The organism is [Clostridium] scindens, from assembly GCF_019597925.1.
GTDB lineage: Bacteria > Bacillota > Clostridia > Lachnospirales > Lachnospiraceae > Clostridium_AP.
In genome coordinates, this window is the sequence record NZ_CP080442.1 from 141,165 (window position 1) to 160,000 (window position 18,836).

Sequence of the window (18,836 nt, forward strand, 5' to 3'; positions counted from 1 at the left end):
GATGGCAGAAACAGTTAGAGTATTGATTGAAGAGGAAGAAGTCGCGAAGAGAATTGAGGAACTGGGCAAAAAGATCAGCGAGGATTATGCGGGAAAGCAGGTACATCTGATCTGTGTCCTGAAGGGCGGAGTATTCTTTATGTGCGAACTGGCAAAACGGATCAGCATACCGGTTTCCATGGACTTTATGAGTGTCAGCAGTTATGGAGACGGCACGTCGTCAAGCGGCGTGGTAAAGATTGCAAAAGACCTGGATGAGACGCTGGAAGGAAAAGACGTGCTGGTAGTTGAAGATATTATTGATTCTGGAAGGACGCTGTACTACCTGCTTGACATTCTGGCCAAGAGGCACCCAAGCAGCATGAGGCTGTGCACGCTTCTTGACAAGCCAGAGAGAAGAGTGCGCGATGTGAAGGTAGACTACGTGGGATTCGAGATACCGGATGAATTTGTCGTAGGCTATGGGCTTGACTATGCGCAAAAATATAGAAATCTACCATACATCGGGGTTGTAGAAGGTGTGGAGTAGAAAGGGGCTATAAAACATTGAATGACAAGAAGACCAGAGGGCTGAGCGGAGCCACGGTGCTGATATTCGTAGTGTTTCTGTTTGCAGCATTGTGGTTCACGAATCAGTTTGACCAAAAAGATAAAGAATTGACATGGAAGGAATTTGAGAAGCTTATCGTCAGCGATAATGTGGAGACTGTTACCGTCAGCCAGAATAAAAATGTTCCGACGGGCCGGGTAGAGATCCAGGTGGATACAAAGAATGATGAAGATTCCGTAAAGTATCTGTATGTATCCGATGTCAATGAGATTCAGAATTACCTGAAGGAAAAGAAGATTGACTACGAGATGCCGGATGTGCCGCAGGACAGCTGGTTTGCGACGACGATCGTGCCGATGCTTCTGGTTCTGGGAGGAGTTCTGCTGATATTCCTGCTGATGAACCGTCAGGGCGGGGGAGCCAACGCCAAGGCCATGAACTTTGGCAAGAGCCGTGCAAGGCTTAGCACGGATGTGGAAAGAAAGATCACATTCGGACAGGTGGCCGGCCTGAAAGAAGAGAAGGAAGAACTGGAAGAGATCGTGGACTTTTTAAAGGCCCCGAAAAAATACATCCAGGTAGGCGCAAGGATCCCGAAGGGAGTCCTTCTGGTCGGCCCTCCCGGTACCGGAAAGACCTTGCTTGCAAAAGCGGTTGCCGGAGAGGCCGGTGTTCCGTTCTTTACGATCTCAGGCTCTGACTTTGTAGAGATGTTTGTCGGAGTCGGCGCGTCCCGCGTCAGGGACCTGTTCGAAGAAGCGAAGAAGAATGCGCCTTGCATTATTTTCATTGATGAGATTGATGCCGTAGCGAGACGCCGCGGGACGGGAATGGGCGGCGGACATGATGAGAGAGAGCAGACGCTGAACCAGCTGCTGGTAGAGATGGACGGATTCGGCGTAAATGAAGGAATCATCGTAATGGCCGCTACCAACCGTGTAGATATCCTGGATCCTGCAATCCTGCGCCCAGGCCGCTTTGACAGGAAGGTTATGGTTGGCCGGCCGGATGTACAGGGACGGGAAGAGATTCTGAAGGTTCATGCGAAAGGAAAGCCGCTTAGCGAGGATATAGATCTTAAGCAGATCGCGCAGACGACTGCCGGATTCACGGGAGCGGATCTTGAAAATCTCCTGAATGAGGCGGCAATCCTGGCAGCTAAGGAAAACAGGATATACCTGAAGCAGGAGGATATTAAGAGATCCTTCGTCAAGGTAGGGATCGGTGCCGAGAAAAAGAGCAGGATCATATCCGATAAAGAAAAGCGTATCACGGCATTCCACGAGGCGGGACATGCGATTCTGTTCCACGTGCTGCCGGACGTAGGGCCTGTATACAGCGTTTCCATTATTCCTACCGGCGGGGCAGGGGGCTATACGATGCCGCTTCCGGAAAATGATGAGATGTTCAATACAAAGGGCAAGATGCTGCAGGATATTACGGTAGCCCTTGGAGGGCGCGTGGCGGAAGAAGAAGTATTTGACGATATTACCACCGGGGCTTCCCAGGATATTAAGCAGGCAACAGGCCTGGCAAAATCCATGGTGACTAAGTTTGGAATGTCAGAGGCCGTTGGCCTGATCAGTTATGATGACGACAGCGACGAGGTGTTCATTGGACGTGACCTGGCGCATACATCCAGAGGATACGGGGAAGGCGTGGCGACTGTCATTGACCAGGAAGTAAAAAGAATCATAGATGAATGCTACAGCAGAGCAAGACATATTATCACGAAATACGATGATGTGCTTCACTCATGTGCAGAACTTTTATTAGAAAAAGAGAAGATCTCAAGAGAAGAGTTTGAATCATTATTTACTGGGGAAGTGTCTGAGGCATAATGAAAAAATAATGAATTAGAGAGGGTTTGGTTGCATGAAGGAACAAGCTTTGTTTTGTGATGGGACTGCCAGTTATGTCAATCCGCCGCAGCCGGCGGAGAATGAGACAATAACGCTGCGCTTTCGCACAGCAAAAGATGATGTAGATCGGGTGCGCCTCATGACGGGCGTTGGCGGATATGATATGAAGAAGGAAAGCACCAGAGGAGAATTCGACTACTACACGATCAACTGGCGTTTGAATGAGGAGCCTTTCCGGTATTGCTTTGAAATCCAGGATGGTGACGAGCTTTGTTATTACAACAAGTGCGGCACATCAAAAGAAATTGTTGCATTTTATGAATTTGTCATTGTACCAGGATTTTCTACGCCGGATTGGGCAAAAGGGGCGGTAATGTATCAGATTTTTACAGACCGGTTCTATAATGGCGACAAGACCAATGATGTAGAGTCCAGGGAGTATTTTTATATAGGAGATTACAGCAGGAAGGTAACAGACTGGAATAAATATCCGGATAAGATGGGGGTGCGGGAGTTCTATGGCGGGGATCTGCAGGGAGTGATCAATAAGCTGGATTACCTGCAGGATCTGGGCGTGGAAGTCTTGTACTTCAATCCGTTGTTTGTCTCGCCTTCCAACCACAAATACGATATTCAGGATTATGATTATATAGACCCGCATTATGGGGTGATCGTGGAAGATGGGGGAGAAGTCCTGGCAGAAGGCATGACGGAGAACCGGCTTGCTACGAAGTATCAGAAAAGAACGACGGATATTAAGAATCTGGAAGCCAGCAACCAGCTGTTCATCAAGCTGGTAGAAGAACTTCACAGGCGCGGCATGAGAATCATCCTTGACGGCGTGTTCAACCATTGCGGGTCGTTTAATAAATGGATGGACAGAGAACGCATTTATGAAAATCAGGAAGATTATGAGCCAGGAGCATTCATTTCCCCGGACAGTCCTTACAGAAGCTATTTCAGATTCTTTAAGGAGGAGCCGGGAAATTGGCCGTATAATACTAACTATGACGGCTGGTGGGGGCATGATACGCTTCCCAAATTGAACTATGAAGATTCCATGAAACTGGAGAATTATATATTATATATTGGAAGGAAATGGGTATCCCCGCCGTATAATGTGGATGGATGGCGGCTGGATGTAGCCGCGGATCTGGGGCGAAGCAATGAGTACAACCATCAGTTCTGGAAGAAATTCCGCGAGGCGGTCAAGGATGCCAATCCAGAGGCGATTATTCTTGCCGAGCATTACGGAGATCCCAGCGACTGGCTTCAAGGCGATGAGTGGGATACGGTCATGAACTATGACGCCTTTATGGAGCCTGTAACATGGTTCCTTACGGGGATGGAAAAGCACAGTGATGAGGCGAGAGAAGAACTGCGGGGCAATGCAGATAACTTTGTGGGCTCCATCTCCCATCATATGTCCAATATGCTGACGCCATCCTTGCAGGTGGCGATGAACGAATTATCGAACCACGACCATTCGCGGTTTTTGACCCGTACCAACCACATGGTTGGAAGGGTAGAGCATCTGGGGCCGAAGGCCGCGGAAGAATATGTAAATGAGGCGATCATGCGGGAAGCCGTTGCGATACAGATGACGTGGGTAGGGGCGCCTACCATCTACTATGGAGATGAGGCGGGCGTGTGCGGATTCACAGATCCGGATAACAGGCGGACATATCCCTGGGGAAATGAGAATCAGGAACTGCTGAATTTCCATAAGGAGATGATACGGATACACAAGGAACATCCGGCGCTTCGTACAGGCTCCCTTAATATACTGAGCTGGGATGAAAATGTGCTGGCATATGGCCGTTTCCTGGGTGAGGACCGTATTGTAGCAATTATTAATAACCGGAGCGAGCTTACAGAGGTCACGGTTCCGGTATGGCAGGTGGAAGTGCCGATGAAATGCCGGATGAAAAGGCTGATCTATTCTTATTCAGACGGCTACACGATAGAAGACGAAGAATATCTGGTTGACGACGGAGAAGTCGTTGTAAATATGGGGGCGCATTCTGCGCTGATACTGGGAATGAAAGAAGCTTGAGGCTCATTAAAATAACCTGAAAGAAGATTATGGAAAATATTACCATAATCTTCTTTTGCTTTTATCGGTTATCATAGATGAAAAGGCAAGGAGGAGGAAATGGGTAAAAAAACATATGGTTATGTGCGGGTATCCAGCCGGGATCAGAATATAGACCGGCAGATCGTTGCAATGGAGAAGATTCCCATCCGCAAGGAGGACATCTACATAGACCGGCAGTCAGGCAAGGACTTTGACAGGCCCAGCTACCGCCGGCTCTTGAATCTATTAAAGCCCGGGGATACCTTGTTCGTGAAATCGATTGACAGACTGGGAAGAAATTATGATGAGATTATCGAGCAGTGGAGGACTCTTACAAAAGCGAAGGACGTGGACATCGTAGTGATTGATTTTCCGCTGCTGGACACCAGGAATCATGTGAACGGGCTGACTGGCAAATTCATATCGGATCTGGTACTCCAGATCATGTCCTATGTGGCCCAGATTGAAAGGGAGAATATCCGGCAGAGGCAGGCAGAGGGAATTGCGGTTGCAAAATTAAAAGGGGTAGCTTTTGGAAGGCCGAGGAAAGAGATACCGGAAGAATTCCCGGATGTGGCGAGGCTTTGGGAGAATAACCAGATCAGCATGAGGGAGGCGGCAAGGAGGCTGGGAACAAGCCATAGCATGTTTGCAAAGTGGATTTCCCAATGCCAGGATGAAAAGGAGTGTTAAAATTTGGCAGATTATGTAGACTTTTACATCCATTGTTTTCGGCGGCCTAATGCCTCTCTTGTTACTTATATATATACAAACTGCTATTAAAAATATAACATTAGTGGATTAAAAAGTCTGATTTTTAGTCCATTTTTTTGTTGGATAATGGAATGAGGATAAATATGACGCCAAAAAGAAAGAACTTAGAATCAATTGAATTATTGGCAGAACAGGCAGGCTGCACATACCTGTCGGATTTGCAGCTTGAGGAATACCGCTGCAGGCTGGAAGGCTGTCTCCAGAAGATGGATATAGAACGCTATGGAGAGGAAGAGTGGGCGGATGCCGCTAATTACCTGACAGGCATTCCCAAAGAAGAAATTGCTACGAAGGCTCAGGCAAGGCGATTGATTCTTGAAAAATGCAGAAAAGAATAAAGAAGAACTGAAGGCATATAAAATACACGCTTCAGTTCTTCTTTTTATTTTGTCATAACCTCGACACCCGTCTCGGTAATCAATACCATATACTCTATCTGCGCTGACAGCCCATCGTCGATGGTGTAGACGGTCCAGCCATTTTCCTCGTCAATATAGAATTCAGGGCTTCCCTCGTTGATCATGGGCTCGATGGTAAACATCATGCCCGGCACGAGCACCATCTCGCTGCCCTTGGGGGTTACATAGCTGACATAAGGATCTTCATGGAATTCCAGGCCGATTCCATGGCCGCCGATATCTTCCACGACAGAAAAGCCATTCTTCCTGGCATGGGTACTGATGGCATAAGCGATATCTCCCAAATGTCCCCATGGCTTTGCCGCCTTTAAGCCAAGCTCCACGCATTCTTTGGTGACTCTGACGATCTTCTCGGCCTCAGGGGATATCTGTCCGATGGTAAACATCCGGGAAGCATCTGAATAATAGCCATTCAGAATGGTGGATACATCCACATTAATGATGTCGCCCTCCTTCAGGATCTCGTTTTCATCGGGGATTCCATGGCATACGACATTGTTGACGGATGTACATACGCTTTTGGGAAATCCCTGATAATTAAGGGGCGCCGGGATACCGCCGTGCTGAGTGGTATAGTCGTATACCAGCCGATCAATCTCTTCCGTACTCATGCCTTCACGGATATGGGCTGCAACATGGTCCAGGACGGCAGTATTCAAGTCCGCGCTTTCCTGAATTGCCTTGATCTGCTCCGGCGTCTTAAGCAAAGAGCGATCCGGAACAATCTGTCCCTTTGCGGCCAAGGTCCATAGTTTTACGTCTAGTTTATCCACAATATTACCTACCTTCTTCTAAAAATATCCATATGTTTCATTATATCATCCCTGTCAATGGGGTTGTTTGTTAATTGAAAATAAGTTATAATTTTATTATATTATGTGCTAGTTGCGGGCATGAATATAAGTTTGAAATATAGAAAAATGTTTGGCTGTGAAAGGAGTGGACGTATGTTAAGAATAGGAATGCTTACAAGCGGAGGAGACTGCCAGGCGCTGAATGCGGCAATGCGGGGCGTAGTAAAAGGAATCTGCTCTAAAAGAGATGATGTGGAGATCTACGGATTTCAGGAGGGGTATAAAGGACTGATCTATTCAAATTTCAAGATGCTGACTTCCAGGGACTTCTCCGGGATATTGACGGTTGGCGGGACGATTCTTGGGACATCCAGGCAGCCATTCAAGCTGATGCGCGTTCCGGATGAGAATGGACTTGATAAGGTAGAAGCGATGAAGCATACGTACCACAAGCTGAATCTGGACTGCCTCGTCGTCCTGGGAGGCAATGGAACGCATAAGACTGCCAATATGCTTAGGGAGGAAGGCCTGAATGTTATCACGCTTCCGAAGACGATTGACAATGACTTATGGGGGACGGATATGACCTTTGGGTTCCAGAGCGCGGTGGATATCGCGACAGATACCATTGACAGGATCCATACGACAGCCACATCCCACAGCCGGGTATTCATCATCGAGGTTATGGGGCACAAGGTTGGCTGGGTAACGCTCCATGCGGGAATTGCAGGAGGCGCGGACATTATATTGCTGCCGGAGATTCCATACGACATCGATGTGGTGGTGGAAGCGATAAATAAGCGCAAGGCTGCGGGAAAGAAGTTTACGATAATCGCGGTGGCCGAGGGCGCGATATCCAAGGAAGACGCGAAACTTTCCAAGAAGGAGCTGAAGGAAAAGAAGGCGAAGCAGAAATATCCTTCGGTTGCCTATGAGATATCTGAAAAGATCCAGAAGAAGACAGACCAGGAGGTGCGCATTACGGTTCCTGGCCATACGCAGCGCGGCGGCTCGCCCTGCGCGTATGACAGGGTGCTGGCCACGAGGCTTGGAGCGGCAGCTGCGGAAGCCATACTGGATGGAGACTTTGGCTGCATGGTGGCTGTAAAGAACAGGGATATTGCCCGCGTTCCGCTCAGCGAGGTGGCAGGCAAATTAAAATACGTGGATCCGGAATCTGATATTGTCAGGGAAGCCAAGATGACAGGAATCAGTTTTGGAGACAAATAAAGCAGACAGGGAGTGTAAGAAATGTCATATACGGCATTGTACCGGAAGTTCCGTCCTGACGAATTTGAAGACGTAAAAGGTCAGGACGCCATAGTGAAGACATTAAAAAACCAGATAAAAGCAGAACGGATTGGACATGCGTATCTGTTCTGCGGGACAAGAGGGACTGGAAAGACGACTGTGGCAAAGATATTTGCGAAAGCGGTAAACTGCGAGCATCCGGTAGATGGAAGCCCATGCGGGGAATGTGCCATGTGCAGATCGATTGCCGCGGGCACGTCCATGAATGTGATAGAAATTGATGCCGCGTCCAACAACGGCGTGGACAATATCCGCGAGATCCGCGAGGAGGTTGCGTACCGGCCTACAGAAGGAAGGTATAAAGTCTATATTATAGATGAGGTCCATATGCTGTCTATAGGAGCGTTCAATGCGCTGCTGAAAACATTGGAAGAGCCCCCGGAATATGTGATATTTATTCTGGCCACAACGGAAGCCCACAAGATACCGATTACGATATTAAGCCGGTGCCAGCGGTATGATTTCAAGAGAATATCGATTGAGACCATATCCGCCAGGCTCCGGGAATTGATTGACAAGGAAGAGTGGGAGGTGGAGGAAAAGGCTGTGCGCTATATTGCGAAGATGGCGGATGGCTCCATGAGAGATTCCTTAAGCCTGCTGGATCAATGCGTTGCCTTCTACATTGGCGAGAAACTGACCTATGACCATGTGCTTGAGGTACTGGGAGCGGTGGATACGGAGACGTTCAGCAGGCTGCTTCGGGAACTGCTTTCCATGGATGTGCATAAGGTAATAGAGACGGTAGAAGAACTGGTGATGCAAGGAAGAGAACTGTCCCAGCTGGCATCGGATTTTACGTGGTATCTGCGCAACCTGCTCCTTGTAAAAAGTTCTGACAATATGGAAGATGTGCTGGACGTGTCCACGGAAAATCTGGCCCAGTTAAAAGAAGAGGCCCAGATGATTGACAATGACACGCTAATCCGGTATATTAGAATTTTCTCGGACCTTACCAATCAGTTAAAATACGCCACCCAGAAAAGGGTACTGCTGGAGGTAACGCTGATAAAGCTATGCCGGCCGGCCATGGACCAGAATCAGGATGCGCTTCTCGACCGGATCAGGCTGATCGAAAAGCAGCTGGAAGAAGGACTTTCAGACAGCGCTGTAAAGGAAAAAGTAGTCTATGTCAACTCGGATGGCCCTGCAGAACAGAAAGAGAAGCCAAGGCCCGAACTGCCCAAGGCGCTAAACGAAGATGTAAAGGCAGTGGCCCAGGACTTCCGCTCTATCGCCAATGACGCGTCGCCGCTTCTTCGGACGTATTTAAAGAAAGCCAGGCTAAGCCCGGGAGAGGGCAGCCGCCTGCTCATCGTACTTCCGGACGAAGTAAGCGCTGCTGCGGTGGGGACTGCGGAGCATAAAGAAGAGATAGAGAGGCTCATTGAAGAAAAGATAGGAAAACAGGTCGATATAGAAGTCCGGCAGCTGGAAGAAGGCCGAAGGTTTGAGGACAGTTTCGTGGATCTTGAGAATTTGATCCATATGGAAATAACAATAGAAGATTAGGAGGATATGAAGATGGCAAAACGTGGAGGATTTCCAGGAGGAGGAATGCCTGGGAATATGGCAAATCTGATGAAGCAGGCACAGAAGATGCAGCGTCAGATGGAAGAACAGGCAAAAGAAATGGAGACAAAGGAGTTTACTGCCACTGCCGGAGGCGGAGCAGTAGAAGTAACGGTATCTGGAACGAAGAAGGTATTGAAGGTCAAGCTGGATGAGGAAGCCGTAGATCCGGATGACGTGGAGATGCTGGAGGATCTGATCGTTGCGGCGGTGAATGAGGCAATGGATAAGGTGGATGAAGTGTCCGCGTCAGCCATGTCCAAGTTCACAGGCGGCATGGGCGGACAGATGCCTGGATTGTTCTAGCAGGGAGCGTAGGAAATGGATTATTACAGTAGCCAGATGAGCAAGTTAATTGAAGAATTGTCATGCCTCCCGGGCATAGGTTCAAAGTCAGCGGCAAGGCTGGCTTTTCACTTGATACACATGCCCCTGGATGACGTAAAAAGGCTGGCGTCCACGATGGTCGAGGCGCGGGAGAATGTCAGATACTGCGCGCAGTGCTATACGCTGACGGATCAAGAACTTTGCCCGATCTGCAGTAACAGCGGCAGGGATCACAAGACGATCATGGTGGTAGAGAACACCAGAGATCTGGCAGCATATGAAAAGACAGGAAAATACAACGGCGTGTACCATGTTCTGCATGGGGCGATCTCGCCCATGCTTGGCATCGGGCCGGAGGATATCAAGTTAAAAGAACTGATCGAGCGCTTGCAGGGGGACGTGGATGAGGTGATCATCGCCACGAATTCCAGTTTGGAAGGGGAGACTACGGCTATGTATATCAGTAAGCTGATCAAGCCTACAGGAATCAAGGTCAGCAGGATTGCCAGCGGCGTTCCGGTTGGAGGAGACTTGGAGTATATTGACGAAGTGACCCTTTTGAGGGCGCTGGAAGGCAGAACACAGCTGTAAATGCAAAGGGGGACAGGCGATAGATAGTGGATTGGCCTGTCCCCGTTGAGGTGATAAGAGAGAATGGGAAAGAAAAAAGTTACATCTACAGATATCGCAAGGGCCGCCGGAGTATCGCAATCTACGGTCTCCATGGTTCTGAATAAAAAGTATAATGTATCTTTTTCAAAAGAAACTGTGGAAAAAGTCGAGAATGCCGCGAAGGAATTAGGATATGTCCCCCCAAAGCGCAAGACGAAAAAAGGTGCCAGGCAGGAGAAACTTTTGGTGGTCTTTTGTTCCAACCTTACGAACCCTTATTATGTCATGCTGCTTCAGGGAATTGAGTCCAGGGCAAAAGAGCAGGGATTCGGCCTCTTTGTCTGCAATACCCAGAGAGACTTGAGAATGGAGGAGCGGTATCTTAAAATGATGTGGGAACTGCGCCCTCTGGGAATTATTTACACCTGCAACCCAAGCCACTGCTTTATGGACCTGTTGAAAGAACTGTCTGAAAAGATTCCGGTAGCAGTCATTAACAACCAGAATGAGAAGATGAATGTGGATGCAGTGGAACTGGACAACTCCAAACTGGGAAGAATCATGGCACGCCACCTTCTGGAACTTGGCCATCGGAAGGTAGCCTATATCGCGCCACCTCTTACAGCCAGGCAGAAGCAGCGTTCCAAGCGCGTGGAAGGATTCCTGAAGGAATACGAGCAGGCCGGACTCAGGGATCAGGTGATTATCAAGGCCGCGAGGGAAGAGTTCGACCAGGATGTGGCCCACATTGATTCGGAATATAAGATTGGCTATGATCTGACATGCGAGCTTCTGCAGGAGACCAGGGATATTACGGCGATCGCGGGACTCAACGATATGATCGCCTTTGGGATTATGGATGCGCTCCATGAGGCAAAGATAAAGGTTCCTGCCGATATGTCTGTCATGGGATGCGATAATACGCTGTTTGCCCGTATGCACAAGGTGGAATTGACGACCATTGAGCATTTTGTCATATTTAAAGGGCGGGACGCCTGTGATATTATTATGAAGAAGATAGCCTCCCACCACACCCAGTATTCAGAGACCCCTCCCATCAGTACTTACCATGTAGAGTATGAGCCAAAGCTGATCGTGCGGGGGACGACCGCGTATGCCAAAGGGAAAAAGAAAAAATAAAATTAATTTATTCCGGGGAATTATTATTAATAATAGAATAGAAAGATAGTAAAAGGAATCGTAAAATCATTGGAATAAAAAATATTTTAAAGAAAATCAAAAGAAAAATTACTTACATGTAATTAATAAAAGAGAAATATTAATAGAAAAAATTATTAATAAATTTTATGCGCTATTGACCAAACTTCATCCTATAAGTTATAATTCTAGCATGTGGCAAATAGCGGAAAGTGAAGGGATTCACGGAATTTAAAGGAGGAAGAAAAATGAGGTTTTTCATTGACACAGCCAAGGTAGAGGATATTAAGAAGGCAAATGATATGGGAGTGATCTGTGGCGTAACCACCAACCCATCTCTCATCGCAAAAGAAGGAAGAGTATTCGAGGAAGTTATCGCGGAGATCGCGTCTATCGTAGACGGACCGATCAGCGGAGAAGTTAAAGCGACTACCGTTGACGCCGAAGGCATGATTGCTGAAGGAAGAGAGATTGCTAAGATTCATAAGAATATGGTAGTAAAGCTTCCGATGACTGTTGAAGGGCTGAAGGCATGCAAGCAGTTGACATCCGAGGGAATCAAGACGAATGTTACATTAGTATTTACGGCCAACCAGGCTCTGCTGGCAGCAAGGGCTGGCGCAACTTATGTATCTCCATTCCTTGGACGTCTGGATGATATTTCCGTAAGAGGAACAGATCTGATCGCGGAGATCGCGCAGATCTTTGATGTGGCAGGAATTGAGACTCAGATCATAGCAGCCAGCGTACGTAATCCGATCCATGTAACAGACTGCGCGCTGGCAGGAGCCGATATCGCGACGGTTCCATATGCGGTGATCGAGCAGATGACAAAGCATCCGCTGACAGATGCGGGAATTGCAAAATTCCAGGCTGATTATAAAGCGGTATTTGGCGAATAATCCATCATACAGACAGGAGGAGCATCATGAACAAATTAGAGTTAATGAAGACTGCCAATGAGATCCGCAAGGGTATCGTTACGGCGGTTCACAGCGCTAAGTCCGGACATCCGGGCGGATCTTTATCTGCGGCGGATATCTATACATATCTGTTTTTTGAAGAAATGAACATCGATCCGAAAGACCCTAAAAAGGCAGACCGCGACCGTTTTGTATTATCAAAAGGCCACACTGCCCCGGGATATTATTCGACTTTGGCAAACAGAGGATTCTTCCCGGTAGAAGACCTTACCACATTGCGTAAGGTAGGATCTTATCTTCAGGGACACCCGGATATGAAGCATATTCCAGGAGTAGACATGTCAAGCGGCTCGCTGGGACAGGGAATCTCCGCGGCAGTCGGAATGGCTATCTCCGCGAAATTATCCGGAGATGACTACCGTGTATATACGCTGCTTGGAGACGGCGAGATCCAGGAGGGACAGGTATGGGAAGCATCCATGCTGGCAGCGCACCGCAAGCTGGATAATCTGGTAGTCATAGTAGACAATAACAACCTTCAGATTGACGGAGCCATTGATGAGGTTAACTCCCCATATCCGATCGATCAGAAGTTTGAAGCATTTAACTTCCATGTGATCAATATTGATGGCCATGATTTTGATGCGATTGACGCTGCCTTTAAGGAGGCCAGGGCCACCAAAGGACAGCCGACAGCTATTATTGCAAAGACAATCAAAGGAAAAGGCGTTTCCTTCATGGAAAACCAGGCTTCCTGGCACGGCGCGGCTCCGAACGACGAGCAGTATGCGGTTGCTATGGCAGACTTAGAGAAAGTAGGTGAAGCATTATGTCAGAAGTAAAGAAGATTGCAACAAGAGAAAGCTACGGTAATGCTTTGGTTGAATTAGGAAAAGCCCATGAAGATGTCGTAGTACTGGATGCCGACCTGGCAGCAGCGACAAAGACCGGGACTTTTAAGAAGGCTTTTCCAGAGCGTCATATTGACTGCGGTATTGCGGAGTGCAATATGATCGGCGTGGCAGCAGGAATTGCGGCTACCGGCAAGGTACCGTTTGCGAGTTCTTTCGCTATGTTCGCTGCAGGACGCGCATTCGAGCAGGTGCGTAATTCTGTAGGCTATCCGAAACTGAACGTAAAGATCGGTGCGACCCATGCAGGAATCTCCGTAGGAGAGGACGGGGCAACCCACCAGTGTAATGAAGATATCGCTTTGATGCGTACGATTCCGGGGATGGTCGTAATCAATCCATCCGACGATGTAGAGGCGAAGGCAGCGGTTGAAGCGGCTTATGAACATGTGGGACCTGTATACCTGCGTTTCGGAAGGCTTGCGGTTCCGGTAATCAATGATCATGCGGATTACAAATTTGAACTTGGAAAAGCGATCACGCTTCGCGAAGGCACGGATGTGACGATTATCGCAACCGGACTGCCGGTATCTGAGTCCCTGGCAGCAGCGGAAAAACTGGCAGCCGATGGAATCAGTGCGGAAGTAATCAATATGCATACGATCAAGCCGTTGGATGAGGAGGCTGTCATTAAGGCGGCTGCCAAGACCGGAAAGATCGTGACGGTAGAGGAGCACTCCATCATTGGCGGACTGGGAAGCGCGGTCTGCGACGTGGTTGCAGAAAAAGCGCCGGCAAAGGTAATGAAGATTGGAATCAATGATACATACGGAGAATCAGGCCCGGCAGTAGAATTGATCAAGAAATATGGTCTGGATGCAGACAGCATCTATGAAAAGGTAAAAGCATTTGCGAAATAATTGATAGGTGATAGAAAAGAGCACATCCTGCGAAGGGATGTGCTCTTTTTAGCGCATGTCGTCTGCGAAATGATTGCGGAGCAGGTCGTCAGGACTGACGCCAAAAAAGTCAGCCAGCGCCAGGACTTCGTAGTCGGGCACGAATCGTGTCCCCTGCTCGATCCGCAGTACGGTCAGATCATTAAAGTCGTAACCCCTTAACTGCAGCTGTACGGCTAATGCCTTCTGAGTAAGGTTGCGGCGCTTGCGCAAGGATTTTACAGAAGGGCCTATGATATTCTTTGTTGTTCCATTCCAATATATTTTCATGCTGTCAACACTCCCCCGGAGAATAGTCGAAACTTCTAAAGATGAAAGATTATTATTGATAATATCCCAATATGTTGATAAAATACTTCTAAAGATGAAGTTTGAGGGGAATGAAAGAGTTACTATGTATGAAATGATAATCTATTGCTATGATGAATGCGGCAGGCCAAGCGAAATTGTTAATTATAAAAAAATAACGAAACCTCTGGCAGACGATGGATCAGAGTTGAGACAAATAGAACATTTGACGGGAATCTTGGAAGATATAGAGAAGACATTCTGCGGGAAAAGACGGGATAAGAAAGTGCTGATCATTTCACAGAAAGGGAAGGAAGAGATCTTTAGAGAAGAAGATATCCTGTATATAGAGAGAAAAGGAAGAGAAACCAGAATCTATCTCAGGGAGTCGGAGGTTTTGGTTACGAGCCGGCTGGAAGAATTAGAAGAACAGCTTGCTGATACGGATTTCGTTAGATGCCATAAAAGCTACCTTGTAAATCTAGACGAGATACGACAGTTTCGCAGAACGGAATTTGTAATGAGAAATGGAGAGAGGATTCCTATCAGTCGAAATTTCCAGGAGACTGTAAAAACTAAATTTATGAACTGGGCAAAAGAAAAGAGACAGAAACGTTGATAAAAACAGCAGGAACTTGGACAGTTGTGCAGAAATATTGAAAACGCGCCAAAGGTCGGATAAGATGAAGCAGTATTAATTAAATTCCAGGAGGATGCAAGGATGAAGAAGAGGAAAAGGATAAAATTAATGCTGTGTATGGCATTTTTGCTTGCGATGACGAACGTGCTGGGAGTCTGTGCCGAAGAGCCGGACGTTGAGGACAAGCCTGCGCTGTCGCTGAGCGTGGAAGGCATACCGGCGGAGCCGGAGGTAGGACAGACCTTCGAGCTTACTGTAAAAATTAAAAACGACGGCGCGCAGGAGGCATCCCTTGACGGCTACGAGCTGGTCTACAGGGGAGACTATGTGGGAGATATTATGGATCTGTCTTTCAAAACCTATACAGAGTCTGACAAGATCGCCGCAGGCGCGACAATTGAAGAGAAGGTAGCCTGCCATCTCCCTGATACTCTGTATCTGTATGGCGAGACTATCACTGGCTATATCGCATTGAGCAAAGATTATATACATGAGCCTATGCAGGAAATTTCCATGACAGTCTCCAGAAAGGGAGAGCCCGCAGAACTTACGGTAGGATTCTCGACCGATATTAAGGATGGCAAGATATATACAGATGAGGTATATCCGTTTAGCATGACGGTAAAGAACGAATCAAATACTGTCTTGAGACAAGTTTCCATAGATGTCTCTTTCTTTTTCGATGGAGGCACCAGCGAATACGATCAATTATCTTTTCAGGAAAAAGAGGGACTGACCATTTATGATAATTTGGAAGGCAGGCTTCAATTTGCAGAGATTGATAAGCTGGATCCGGGCGAAACCTTTACGATGGAGGGCGCCTTCAAGGTTGGAGATGTAGAATATACGCAGATAGGCCTGTATGCAGGCGCCTTTGTCTGGGATGAGCAGGCGCAGAAGTCTGTGGCATTTGGCTCCTATGTGGGTGATGCACTTACGGTAGTGCGGGGAAATGCACCGAAGGAGGAGACCGGCGGCAACACGCCATCTGGAAATGGCGGGGCTGCGGTCGATACAAATACGCCGAATACTCCGGCAAAAGAAACGGCAGAGCCAGAGATTCAGCCAGTATCGACGGCAGGAAAGGTTAAGACAGGAGATACTTCCGCCGTGGCGCTGACGATTATGCTTATGCTGGCATCTGGCGTGCTGGCAACCGTGCTGTTAAAGAAGAAAAGTCTATAGAAAATGAATAAGAGCCGTACCGTATCGGGATTGATGCGGTACGGTTTTTTCTTATGCGTAATTACATTTTGAAGGGATTTACAATCCAAAATGAAAGTGTTACGATAAAGAAACCAGAAAACAAGGTAATCGTTGTACAGGCAGCGATTACCTTTTTGGGAGAGGATGCAATGTTTGGACGATTACGTAAAGCGGCAAGCCAGCGCTTAGGCAGGCTGCGCCGCGATTGGAAGAGTGAATTTTATAGCGAGGTTAAGGATATAGCAGAGCATCCGGTGGTATTAAGGATGAAATTATATCCGCACCATGGCAGCACAAACTGTTATCAGCATTGTATGAATGTGGCATATTACAATTACCAGTGGTGCAGGTTCCTGCACCTGGATGCAAGATCGGCAGCCAGGGCAGGGATGATCCATGATTTGTTCTTGTATGACTGGCATACGCATGCCAGGAAGACGGGGGATCGTTTCCATGGGCTGACCCATCCGGAAAAGTCTTATCAGAATGCCAGGAAATTTTTTGACCTCAACCACATTGAGCGGGATATCATTCTGAATCATATGTGGCCGGTTACATTTTTTAAGGTTCCAAGGACGAAAGAAGGCTGGATTACGACGCTTACAGACAAGTATTGCGGCGCCTGCGAGACCAGCCGTCGAAAATAATGGGATCTACCGGGAACCTGCCGGAAATTTCCATGGACAAGTCCCACCAACCGCTAAAATATGCGGATTCCATATGCTATCATAAGCAAAAATATGCAGATGAGGTGAGAGTATATGGAAAGACAATTTCCCAAAAATGTAAGACAGATAGGAAACGTAAGCGACGAGCCTAAGATATATGTAGAAGACTATGTGGATACCTATCTGAACCAGCTGCGCGAAAGGGCAGCCGAAGAGCCGGTAGGAGTCATGCTTACCGGCGAGATCCTGATCCAGGAAGGACAGGCTGTGGTATATGCTTCCGGCGCTATACGAATGAAGGAAATTGAAGTAAATGGTACGGAAATAGTAATAGGGGAAGATACGTTTAAGGAACTGGAGGAAGAACGCAAGCAGTATTTTCCATCCAGTGATGCGATTGGATGGTGCCTGATCGAGAATGGACATCCTATGGGGCAGAACCGCCAGATAGCAAAAATACACGAGAAATCATTTGCAAAGTCAGATACCATATTTATATGGAAGGATGCGGTAGACAATGAAGAAGTCTATTATGCATACAAATATGGCGAACTAATGCAGATGGGCGGACATTACATATATTATGAAAAGAATCCCAATATGCAGAACTATATGATCAGCACACGTAAAAAGATTGGCGTTACACCCAGTGAAGTGGTTGAGGATCGAGCTGCAAAGGATTTTCGTAGTGTCGTAAGAGAACGCATGGAAGATAAAGAACAGCGCCAGAGTTCCAGGCTTGTGTACGTTACAAGCGCGCTTCTGGTAGTGGTAGTTCTTGCGATCGGCATCTCAACCGTTAATAATTTTACTAAGATGGAGGCAGTTCAAAGCTCGCTTGAATCATTGTCCCAGTCGGCCAGCAAGACGGAGAGCCAGACCGGGACGGTGAATGAAGGCGAGGACGGGGCTGTGGAGGCAAACGGGACTATCGGAGACGGGGAGGCAAAAGATAAGGAAGCCTCCGGGGGAACAGTTCCGGAAACTTCTACCGTCCAGGAACAGTTAAGCGATGAAGATTATTATGTAGTGAGAAAAGGGGATACGCTGGACAGCATCAGCGTAAAGGTGTATGGAGATGCCTCTCATGTAGAGGCGCTCTGTAAAATGAATGGATTGTCAGATGGAAACCTGATATACATTGGCCAAAAATTATTGTTACCATAGCTGGAAAATATGATATAATGAGCCCAAAGTGCGTAAGGATGCCTTAAGCATCTTTGATTTATGACACGAATGAAAAGGAACAAAGGGGAAACAGATGATACACCGAAGAAATAAGAACCTTCGCGTTGTCAGAGAACCGGAAAATCCAGCAGACCCGACAGATAAGATTATTGAGCAGATTATGGATGAACTTAACAGTGAAGATGGTTCGATGAATGATATGGAGGAACAGATTAAAAAGCATAAAATCAAGTTCTGGCGCAGGATTATACTCAGCACGGTGGCTGTATTGGCGGTTGCGGCCGGCATATATCTTCTGGTCAATCTTCAGACTTACAGCAAGGCCCGGACTTTGGACACCTATGCAAGCGGCGGCTCGGCGAATAATAGTTATATGCAGTTTGCGGATGGCGTGCTTAAGTACAGCCGGGATGGGATTGCCTATCTGGATCAGAAGGGCGAGGAACAGTGGAATCATGCCTATCAGATTCAGAACCCTTTTTTGGATGTTAACGAGAAATCGGCGGCAATTGCAGACAAGGGCGGCAATGACATCATTGTATTCCAGGAAGATGGCCTGAAAGGAGAGATCCATACGACGCTTCCTATAGAAAAGATCAATGTCTCAGAGCAAGGGATTGTGGGCGCCATTCTGAAAAATGACGCATCAGCCAAAGT

20 protein-coding genes (1 of these 20 only partly in view) are annotated in these 18,836 nt (G+C 47.5%); 18 read left to right on the plus strand and 2 right to left on the minus strand.

Features of this window, described 5'->3' with window-relative positions; translation table 11 throughout:
• Window position 1: 1 nt before the first annotated feature.
• The 5 genes from hpt (at window position 2) to K0036_RS00685 (ending at window position 5,601) form a co-directional block, all read left to right on the plus strand.
• Complete coding sequence (gene hpt, locus K0036_RS00665) at window positions 2-529, plus strand: hypoxanthine phosphoribosyltransferase (protein WP_025646167.1); 528 nt, start codon at window positions 2-4, stop codon at window positions 527-529.
• A 17-nt stretch (window positions 530-546) separates the two neighbouring features.
• The gene (ftsH, locus tag K0036_RS00670) at window positions 547-2,391 is read left to right on the plus strand and encodes an ATP-dependent zinc metalloprotease FtsH (RefSeq protein ID WP_025646165.1); all 1,845 of its coding nucleotides are present in this window, start codon (window positions 547-549) and stop codon (window positions 2,389-2,391) included.
• Between the two features lie 34 nt (window positions 2,392-2,425).
• Window positions 2,426-4,468 (plus strand): glycoside hydrolase family 13 protein, encoded by a 2,043-nt coding sequence (locus tag K0036_RS00675; RefSeq protein ID WP_220430468.1) that lies wholly within the window; start codon window positions 2,426-2,428, stop codon window positions 4,466-4,468.
• A gap of 99 nt (window positions 4,469-4,567) precedes the next feature.
• Entirely contained in the window at window positions 4,568-5,182 is a 615-nt protein-coding gene (locus K0036_RS00680) for a recombinase family protein (RefSeq protein ID WP_025646161.1), read from the plus strand.
• 164 nt (window positions 5,183-5,346) lie between these two features.
• Complete coding sequence (locus K0036_RS00685) at window positions 5,347-5,601, plus strand: hypothetical protein (RefSeq protein ID WP_259283358.1); 255 nt, start codon at window positions 5,347-5,349, stop codon at window positions 5,599-5,601.
• Between the two features lie 44 nt (window positions 5,602-5,645).
• Here the strand turns inward: K0036_RS00685 and map are convergent, their stop codons facing one another.
• On the minus strand, window positions 5,646-6,455 hold the full coding sequence (gene map, locus K0036_RS00690) for a type I methionyl aminopeptidase (RefSeq protein WP_220430470.1): 810 nt from the start codon (window positions 6,453-6,455) through the stop codon (window positions 5,646-5,648).
• Window positions 6,456-6,629: 174 nt separating this feature from the next.
• Between map and K0036_RS00695 the strand changes: the two genes are divergently transcribed.
• The 8 genes from K0036_RS00695 to K0036_RS00730 all read left to right on the plus strand — a co-directional run bounded on the left by K0036_RS00695 (window position 6,630) and on the right by K0036_RS00730 (window position 14,150).
• Window positions 6,630-7,706 carry a 6-phosphofructokinase gene (locus K0036_RS00695; RefSeq protein ID WP_025646155.1) on the plus strand — a complete coding sequence of 359 codons (1,077 nt, stop codon included), beginning with the start codon at window positions 6,630-6,632 and terminating at the stop codon, window positions 7,704-7,706.
• A gap of 21 nt (window positions 7,707-7,727) precedes the next feature.
• Window positions 7,728-9,299 carry a DNA polymerase III subunit gamma/tau gene (gene dnaX, locus K0036_RS00700; protein ID WP_025646154.1) on the plus strand — a complete coding sequence of 524 codons (1,572 nt, stop codon included), beginning with the start codon at window positions 7,728-7,730 and terminating at the stop codon, window positions 9,297-9,299.
• 12 nt (window positions 9,300-9,311) lie between these two features.
• Window positions 9,312-9,665 (plus strand): YbaB/EbfC family nucleoid-associated protein, encoded by a 354-nt coding sequence (locus K0036_RS00705; protein WP_009248936.1) that lies wholly within the window; start codon window positions 9,312-9,314, stop codon window positions 9,663-9,665.
• A gap of 15 nt (window positions 9,666-9,680) precedes the next feature.
• Window positions 9,681-10,277: a recombination mediator RecR gene (gene recR, locus K0036_RS00710; protein WP_009248937.1), complete on the plus strand. Its 597-nt coding sequence runs from the start codon at window positions 9,681-9,683 to the stop codon at window positions 10,275-10,277.
• Between the two features lie 63 nt (window positions 10,278-10,340).
• Complete coding sequence (locus tag K0036_RS00715) at window positions 10,341-11,438, plus strand: LacI family DNA-binding transcriptional regulator (protein ID WP_025646153.1); 1,098 nt, start codon at window positions 10,341-10,343, stop codon at window positions 11,436-11,438.
• Between the two features lie 266 nt (window positions 11,439-11,704).
• The gene (gene fsa, locus K0036_RS00720; RefSeq protein WP_004607176.1) at window positions 11,705-12,358 is read left to right on the plus strand and encodes a fructose-6-phosphate aldolase; all 654 of its coding nucleotides are present in this window, start codon (window positions 11,705-11,707) and stop codon (window positions 12,356-12,358) included.
• A gap of 26 nt (window positions 12,359-12,384) precedes the next feature.
• On the plus strand, window positions 12,385-13,221 hold the full coding sequence (locus K0036_RS00725) for a transketolase (RefSeq protein ID WP_025646152.1): 837 nt from the start codon (window positions 12,385-12,387) through the stop codon (window positions 13,219-13,221).
• Window positions 13,209-14,150, plus strand: a complete 942-nt coding sequence (locus K0036_RS00730; RefSeq protein WP_173694710.1) for a transketolase family protein — start codon at window positions 13,209-13,211, stop codon at window positions 14,148-14,150. The genes K0036_RS00725 and K0036_RS00730 overlap by 13 nt, the downstream gene beginning before the upstream one ends.
• Before the next feature lie 48 nt (window positions 14,151-14,198).
• Here K0036_RS00730 and K0036_RS00735 read toward each other — a convergent pair whose 3' ends face one another.
• Window positions 14,199-14,459 carry a helix-turn-helix domain-containing protein gene (locus K0036_RS00735; RefSeq protein WP_025646147.1) on the minus strand — a complete coding sequence of 87 codons (261 nt, stop codon included), beginning with the start codon at window positions 14,457-14,459 and terminating at the stop codon, window positions 14,199-14,201.
• Between K0036_RS00735 and K0036_RS00740 the strand changes: the two genes are divergently transcribed.
• From K0036_RS00740 to K0036_RS00760, 5 genes are all read left to right on the plus strand, one after another.
• On the plus strand, window positions 14,422-15,096 hold the full coding sequence (locus tag K0036_RS00740; protein WP_220430471.1) for a LytR/AlgR family response regulator transcription factor: 675 nt from the start codon (window positions 14,422-14,424) through the stop codon (window positions 15,094-15,096). The two genes, K0036_RS00735 and K0036_RS00740, sit on opposite strands and share 38 nt — an antisense overlap.
• 102 nt (window positions 15,097-15,198) lie before the next feature.
• Window positions 15,199-16,302 carry a hypothetical protein gene (locus K0036_RS00745; RefSeq protein WP_220430472.1) on the plus strand — a complete coding sequence of 368 codons (1,104 nt, stop codon included), beginning with the start codon at window positions 15,199-15,201 and terminating at the stop codon, window positions 16,300-16,302.
• A 170-nt stretch (window positions 16,303-16,472) separates the two neighbouring features.
• Window positions 16,473-16,970: an HD domain-containing protein gene (locus K0036_RS00750; protein WP_025646141.1), complete on the plus strand. Its 498-nt coding sequence runs from the start codon at window positions 16,473-16,475 to the stop codon at window positions 16,968-16,970.
• Window positions 16,971-17,084: 114 nt separating this feature from the next.
• The gene (locus tag K0036_RS00755) at window positions 17,085-18,158 is read left to right on the plus strand and encodes a LysM peptidoglycan-binding domain-containing protein (protein ID WP_220430473.1); all 1,074 of its coding nucleotides are present in this window, start codon (window positions 17,085-17,087) and stop codon (window positions 18,156-18,158) included.
• Between the two features lie 94 nt (window positions 18,159-18,252).
• Window positions 18,253-18,836, plus strand: partial view of a DUF5711 family protein gene (locus K0036_RS00760; protein ID WP_025646137.1) — the start only. The gene runs 679 nt beyond the window's last position; 584 of the gene's 1,263 nt are visible here — the first part of the coding sequence; it begins with the start codon at window positions 18,253-18,255; its stop codon lies off the right edge, out of view.

Bases quoted from the DNA above. Each gene is read 5' to 3' on its own strand.
- K0036_RS00735 (WP_025646147.1), bottom strand. From the start codon at position 14,459: ATGAAAATATATTGGAATGGAACAACAAAGAATATCATAGGCCCTTCT.
- recR (WP_009248937.1), top strand. From the start codon at position 9,681: ATGGATTATTACAGTAGCCAGATGAGCAAGTTAATTGAAGAATTGTCA.
- fsa (WP_004607176.1), top strand. From the start codon at position 11,705: ATGAGGTTTTTCATTGACACAGCCAAGGTAGAGGATATTAAGAAGGCA.
- K0036_RS00750 (WP_025646141.1), top strand. From the start codon at position 16,473: ATGTTTGGACGATTACGTAAAGCGGCAAGCCAGCGCTTAGGCAGGCTG.
- K0036_RS00745 (WP_220430472.1), top strand. From the start codon at position 15,199: ATGAAGAAGAGGAAAAGGATAAAATTAATGCTGTGTATGGCATTTTTG.
- hpt (WP_025646167.1), top strand. From the start codon at position 2: ATGGCAGAAACAGTTAGAGTATTGATTGAAGAGGAAGAAGTCGCGAAG.
- K0036_RS00685 (WP_259283358.1), top strand. From the start codon at position 5,347: ATGACGCCAAAAAGAAAGAACTTAGAATCAATTGAATTATTGGCAGAA.
- K0036_RS00675 (WP_220430468.1), top strand. From the start codon at position 2,426: ATGAAGGAACAAGCTTTGTTTTGTGATGGGACTGCCAGTTATGTCAAT.
- K0036_RS00730 (WP_173694710.1), top strand. From the start codon at position 13,209: ATGTCAGAAGTAAAGAAGATTGCAACAAGAGAAAGCTACGGTAATGCT.
- K0036_RS00715 (WP_025646153.1), top strand. From the start codon at position 10,341: ATGGGAAAGAAAAAAGTTACATCTACAGATATCGCAAGGGCCGCCGGA.
- K0036_RS00705 (WP_009248936.1), top strand. From the start codon at position 9,312: ATGGCAAAACGTGGAGGATTTCCAGGAGGAGGAATGCCTGGGAATATG.
- K0036_RS00695 (WP_025646155.1), top strand. From the start codon at position 6,630: ATGTTAAGAATAGGAATGCTTACAAGCGGAGGAGACTGCCAGGCGCTG.
- K0036_RS00755 (WP_220430473.1), top strand. From the start codon at position 17,085: ATGGAAAGACAATTTCCCAAAAATGTAAGACAGATAGGAAACGTAAGC.
- dnaX (WP_025646154.1), top strand. From the start codon at position 7,728: ATGTCATATACGGCATTGTACCGGAAGTTCCGTCCTGACGAATTTGAA.
- K0036_RS00740 (WP_220430471.1), top strand. From the start codon at position 14,422: ATGATATTCTTTGTTGTTCCATTCCAATATATTTTCATGCTGTCAACA.
- K0036_RS00680 (WP_025646161.1), top strand. From the start codon at position 4,568: ATGGGTAAAAAAACATATGGTTATGTGCGGGTATCCAGCCGGGATCAG.
- K0036_RS00725 (WP_025646152.1), top strand. From the start codon at position 12,385: ATGAACAAATTAGAGTTAATGAAGACTGCCAATGAGATCCGCAAGGGT.